Below are 891 nucleotides of genomic sequence, written 5' to 3'. Positions count from 1 at the left end.
CGAGCACCTTCTTCGGGTCGCCGCCGCCTTGCGGCTTGGTCGGGACGGGGATCGGACGGTTGAGGGCGCTCTTGGCATCCTGCTCGGAGCCGATCGCGTGGTACATGTCGAACCCGACGAACGCGATGAACTTGTACGTGAGATACGGGGCGAATGCGGCCATCGCCATCAGCACGATTCCCGCGATGGGGTCGCTGACCGAGGCGAGGTCGGCGTCGATCGGTGCGGAGACTTGGGTGATCGCGACGAGGAACATCACGACGAGCACGAGCTTGGAGCAGATCAGCGCGACCACGAACATCGCCCACTTCCCGATCCACCCCCGCGAGGCATCCCACGACGCGCCGCTAAACGCGAGCGGCGCGAACACGACCGCCACCAACAGCAGCGCCTTCCTGACGAGCAGGGACAGCCACACGATCGCGGCGGCAGTGATCGCGAGCCCGGCCATGAAGATCGTGATGATCGCGCCCACGCCGGGAGCGGCGATATTGATCCCGACCAGCCCCGCAGCGAGCAGGGCGATCTTGTCGCCCATCGACTCGGTCGTTTCCCCGGCGGCCTGCACGATCCCGATGCACAGCTGATCAACGACCTCCAGCAGCAGCGCCGTCAGCGTGATGACCACGAACGACCCGAGGACGGACTTCGCCAGACCCAGGGCGGCGCGGGTGAGGGCGGTGGGGTCGCGTCGGATCAGCCCGGTAATGAGTTGGAGGCAGAAGAAGATCAGCATCACGAAGACCGCGATACCGAACAACAGGTTGTAGACGGCGATGTAACCGGGCTTGGTGACATCCACCAGCGTCGTGGTGTCGAAGACCGACCAGACCGCCTCGAACAGCCACCCCGCGGCGGCACCCATCGCCTGGGCGAGCCAGTCGAACGGGG

1 pseudogene is annotated in these 891 nt (G+C 65.9%); it reads right to left on the bottom strand.

Annotation, left to right across the window (positions count from 1 at the left end):
* Positions 1-891 (bottom strand): annotated as a pseudogene (locus N864_RS22740) (conjugal transfer protein TrbL); the annotation flags it as partial.

The organism is Intrasporangium chromatireducens Q5-1, from assembly GCF_000576575.1.
Lineage (GTDB): Bacteria > Actinomycetota > Actinomycetes > Actinomycetales > Dermatophilaceae > Intrasporangium_A > Intrasporangium_A chromatireducens.
Note: the sequence above shows the minus strand (reverse complement) of the source record. Positions and strands in the feature narration are given on the sequence as shown.